The organism is Nitrosomonas sp. (assembly GCF_040256045.1).
In the GTDB taxonomy this organism is placed as follows: domain Bacteria; phylum Pseudomonadota; class Gammaproteobacteria; order Burkholderiales; family Nitrosomonadaceae; genus Nitrosomonas.
Genome location: NZ_JBDZWD010000088.1, coordinates 1 through 3,802, shown reverse-complemented (window position 1 = coordinate 3,802; position 3,802 = coordinate 1). Strand labels below are relative to the sequence as shown.

Here is a 3,802-nt window from a genome sequence, read left to right as displayed (position 1 = left end):
ATGTAGCCATCGCGTGCTACACGATCCAGCAGGCGCGTACGTTCTGCGCGATCCACCGGTTCTGCCGATAGGCGTGAAGGCATCCGGGTAAACTCATCCCAGGTCATGCCGAACAGTTGCAAGGCAGTCTGATTGCCATAATTGAAAATCGGATCAGGCTGGGTACCGTGCGAGACAAGAGCGAAAGGTGCCCTCTCCAACCACACTATTGCTTCACTGGCATCCAGTTTCGGATCAAATAGATATCGGCCGGTATAACGATGATAACTTGTTTGCAAAATCGCCACGTGATGTGCTATTTGATCTTTTTTGCTGTCAGGCAAGGTCATATTTGTGAAAAATCTCCATCATCCGGACGGGTACAGGTGTTTATTTGCCTCAAAAATATGTTTTTACAAATTGGCCTTTGATTCAGGTACCACCTTCATCACTGCCTATCTGAAAAATCTCTGTTCTACCATCGATCCAGACCCGCGTGCTAGAATAAATCCCTTAATTTATGGGCTGCCTTTGGCTATTTTTCTGAAAATTATGCAACTCATCATCAACGGACAGCGACAAAGTTACGATGGCCCGATGAATGTACAGCAGCTGGTAGAAAAGTTATCGCTGCAGAACAAGCGCTTTGCTATCGAGCGCAACGGTGAAATCATTCCCCGCAGCCGTTTTCCTGAACTACTCCTCAATGAAGGAGATCAACTGGAAATCATCGTGGCGGTGGGTGGTGGCTGATTTCTCGATCGCTCAAAATTTGTTTCAGTCTCTGACTGTACTCTTCAACTGACCACATCGATCCCGGACGTATTTATGGAACCTCTCGTCATAGCCGGTAAAAGTTATTCCTCCCGTTTACTGCTGGGGACGGGAAAATATCGGGATTTCACTGAAACCCGTGCAGCAATCGATGCCAGTGGCGCACAAATCATCACGGTAGCGATACGCCGTACCAATATCGGGCAGAACCCTGACGAACCCAATCTACTGGATGTACTGCCACCGTCGCAGTTTACGCTGCTGCCTAATACTGCCGGCTGTTACACGGCAGAAGATGCCGTCCGCACACTGCGCCTGGCACGTGAACTGCTCGACGGACATGCGCTGGTCAAACTGGAAGTACTGGGTGATCAGAAAACGTTGTTTCCCGATGTGGTTGCGACCATCGAAGCCGCAAAAATTCTGGTCAAGGAAGGTTTCCAGGTCATGGTCTATACCTCGGATGACCCCATTGTCGCCAGACAGCTGGAAGACATCGGTTGCGCAGCTATCATGCCACTGGCTTCGCTGATCGGTTCCGGCATGGGCATCCTCAATCCCTGGAACCTGCAGATCATCATAGACAAAGCCAGCGTGCCGGTCATTGTAGATGCAGGCGTCGGTACTGCATCCGATGCTGCCATTGCGATGGAACTCGGTTGCGATGGCGTGCTCATGAACACCGCAGTAGCCAGTGCCCGCAATCCGGTATTGATGGCCAGCGCCATGCGTAAAGCAGTCGAGGCCGGGCGTGAAGCCTACCTTGCCGGACGTATGCCCAGGAAAATTTACCAGGCCAGCCCGAGCTCTCCGACAGAAGGCATGTTTACCGGCACTCAGCATCCTGCCGCAAACAGCTAAAAATACATTCCCTCAGGAAACCGGTTTTTGTCTTCTCATCCTCCGATTCGCAGTTATGTGCTCCGTCAGGGATATTTTTCCAATGCGCAGCGACACGCTTACGAATCGCTGTTGCCACGTTACGGCATTCCACTCACTGAAGAACCGGTCAATCTCGATTCGATCTTCGGGCGCACAGCACCCGAAATCCTGGAAATCGGATCAGGGATGGGAGAAACCACTGCCGAAATTGCCGCACAACATCCGGAGAAGGATTTTATAGCCATCGAAGTTCACGCACCGGGGATCGGCAGTTTGCTCGACCGGATCGAAAAACACGGGCTGACTAATCTGCGAGTCATCCCGCACGATGCAAAACTGGTTTTGCAGCAGATGTTCACCAGCGAGTTACTGGATGGCATCCACATTTTTTTCCCGGACCCGTGGCCCAAGGCACGGCATCACAAACGCCGCCTGATCCAGCCAGATTTCGTTTCACTTCTAAGCGACCGACTGAAACCCGGTGGCTATCTGCATATCGCCACCGACTGGGAAGATTACGCCACCCATATTCTGCATGTATTGCGCAGCGAGAAACGGTTCGTCAATACTGCCATCGACTACGCTGCACGTCCTGCTTACCGGCCGCTGACCAAGTTTGAGCAGCGTGGGATGAAGCTCGGCCACACCATCCGCGATATTATCTTCACCAAAATTGCCTGAACAACAACGCGGCGATCATCGCGCAACCACTCTGTAAAACACTATCGCTGTCTTTCCAGCATCAAAAAATCCCGGCTGGTGTCGTTGATAAGGTTTTGATTATCTTTACGGACACCCCATGAATCTGGCTATTTTTTTCTATATTCTGCTCGCTGTGACCATCGCCTTGCTGGTGATCGGGGTCATGATCTATAACAGCCTGGTGGATATCAAACATACTGTTTCACAAGCCTGGTCAAATATCGATGTTCTACTGAAGCAGCGCCATGACGAGCTGCCCAGGCTGGTTGGAACCTGCAAGCACTATATGAAATTTGAGCAGGAAACACTCAGCCGGGTCATGGAAGCACGTACCCGCATTGCGCATGCTCGTGAAACAGGCAATCTGCCTGCCCTGGGTGCAGCAGAAAGTATATTGAGAGCAGGGCTTGGGCAACTGTACGCTGTAGCGGAAGCCTATCCCGAGCTCAAAGCCAGCGAAAAATTCCAGCATTTACAGACCCGCATCACCAGTCTGGAGAACGGCATTGCCGACCGGCGCGAGTACTACAATGAAGCAGTCAGAAACAACAATATCCGCATCGAGCAGTTCCCGGAAATTCTCATCGCCAGATGGTTTGGATTCGGTGCACGATCATTGCTGAAATTTACTACGATCAACAAACACGACCACGACCTGGGCAAATTGTTCGACTGATCGGCTGTTATCATGGGAAATGCCGCAATCAGCCTCGTGCGCAGCCTCACCCCGAAAGAGTATGGATTTACGCTGGTCATCCTGATACTGGCAGCACTGGCAGGTTTTTACTGTTTCATACGTGCATGGAAGCGATGGCATCTGATCAAGGATACGCCCACGGCACGTCTGCGTTCTGCCCATCAAGGTTATATCGAGCTGGAGGGAAAGGGAAAATCTCTACCCGACCGGCCGATTTTTGCTCCGCTATCCAATCATCAATGTCTCTGGTATCACAGCCTGATCGAGCGCAAGGAAACCATACTGGAGCAGAAACGTACCCGCACTGAATGGAAAGTCCTGTACCGAAACACCAGCAATCATTCATTTCTGCTGGATGATGGTACCGGAATAGGTCTGGTCAACCCGGAAGATGCGGAAATCATCAGCAATGAGAAGCTCATCTGGTATGGCAACACTGAATGGCCTGTTCGGACCGGGATACTGAGTAACGGTTCTGCCATTGTCGCGCTGGCAAGCCGCTACCGTTATACCGAGCAGTTAATTTTGCCCGGACAGCGCCTCTACATCATCGGCCATCTGCAAACACGCTCTCTAGCTACCGAGCGATCCGTACGAGACATTGCACGTGATCTCCTCAGTGACTGGAAACAGGATAAACAGCAATTGCTGACACGTTTCGATACCAATCGGGATGGCGAAATAGATCTGGCAGAATGGGAAATTGCTCGCGAGGCGGCACTTTCACAAGCGCAAACCATTCACCAGCAACTGCTGCATGAAACAGAA

General features: G+C 51.2%; 6 protein-coding genes. 5 read left to right on the top strand and 1 reads right to left on the bottom strand.

The genetic code is table 11. From position 1 onward, the window contains the following. On the bottom strand, nt 1-329 hold a 329-nt coding region (locus ABUL11_RS11045; protein ID WP_350283905.1), incomplete at its 3' end, for an MEKHLA domain-containing protein. Nucleotides 330-531: 202 nt separating this feature from the next. Between ABUL11_RS11045 and thiS the strand changes: the two genes are divergently transcribed. The 5 genes from thiS to ABUL11_RS11020 all read left to right on the top strand — a co-directional run. Next, entirely contained in the window at nt 532-732 is a 201-nt protein-coding gene (thiS, locus tag ABUL11_RS11040; RefSeq protein ID WP_350283904.1) for a sulfur carrier protein ThiS, read from the top strand. Nucleotides 733-807: 75 nt separating this feature from the next. Next, nucleotides 808-1,614 (top strand): thiazole synthase, encoded by an 807-nt coding sequence (locus ABUL11_RS11035; protein WP_350283903.1) that lies wholly within the window; start codon nt 808-810, stop codon nt 1,612-1,614. 27 nt (nt 1,615-1,641) lie between these two features. Further along, nucleotides 1,642-2,316: a tRNA (guanosine(46)-N7)-methyltransferase TrmB gene (gene trmB, locus ABUL11_RS11030; protein WP_350283902.1), complete on the top strand. Its 675-nt coding sequence runs from the start codon at nt 1,642-1,644 to the stop codon at nt 2,314-2,316. 118 nt (nt 2,317-2,434) lie between these two features. Beyond that, complete coding sequence (locus ABUL11_RS11025) at nt 2,435-3,013, top strand: LemA family protein (protein WP_350283901.1); 579 nt, start codon at nt 2,435-2,437, stop codon at nt 3,011-3,013. A gap of 12 nt (nt 3,014-3,025) precedes the next feature. Then, a partial coding sequence (locus ABUL11_RS11020) for a GIDE domain-containing protein (protein WP_350283900.1) occupies nt 3,026-3,802 on the top strand: 777 nt, incomplete at its 3' end.

Excerpts from the sequence above, each read along its gene's own strand:
- ABUL11_RS11025 (WP_350283901.1), top strand. The coding sequence starts at position 2,435 with ATGAATCTGGCTATTTTTTTCTATATTCTGCTCGCTGTGACCATCGCC.
- thiS (WP_350283904.1), top strand. The coding sequence starts at position 532 with ATGCAACTCATCATCAACGGACAGCGACAAAGTTACGATGGCCCGATG.
- ABUL11_RS11035 (WP_350283903.1), top strand. The coding sequence starts at position 808 with ATGGAACCTCTCGTCATAGCCGGTAAAAGTTATTCCTCCCGTTTACTG.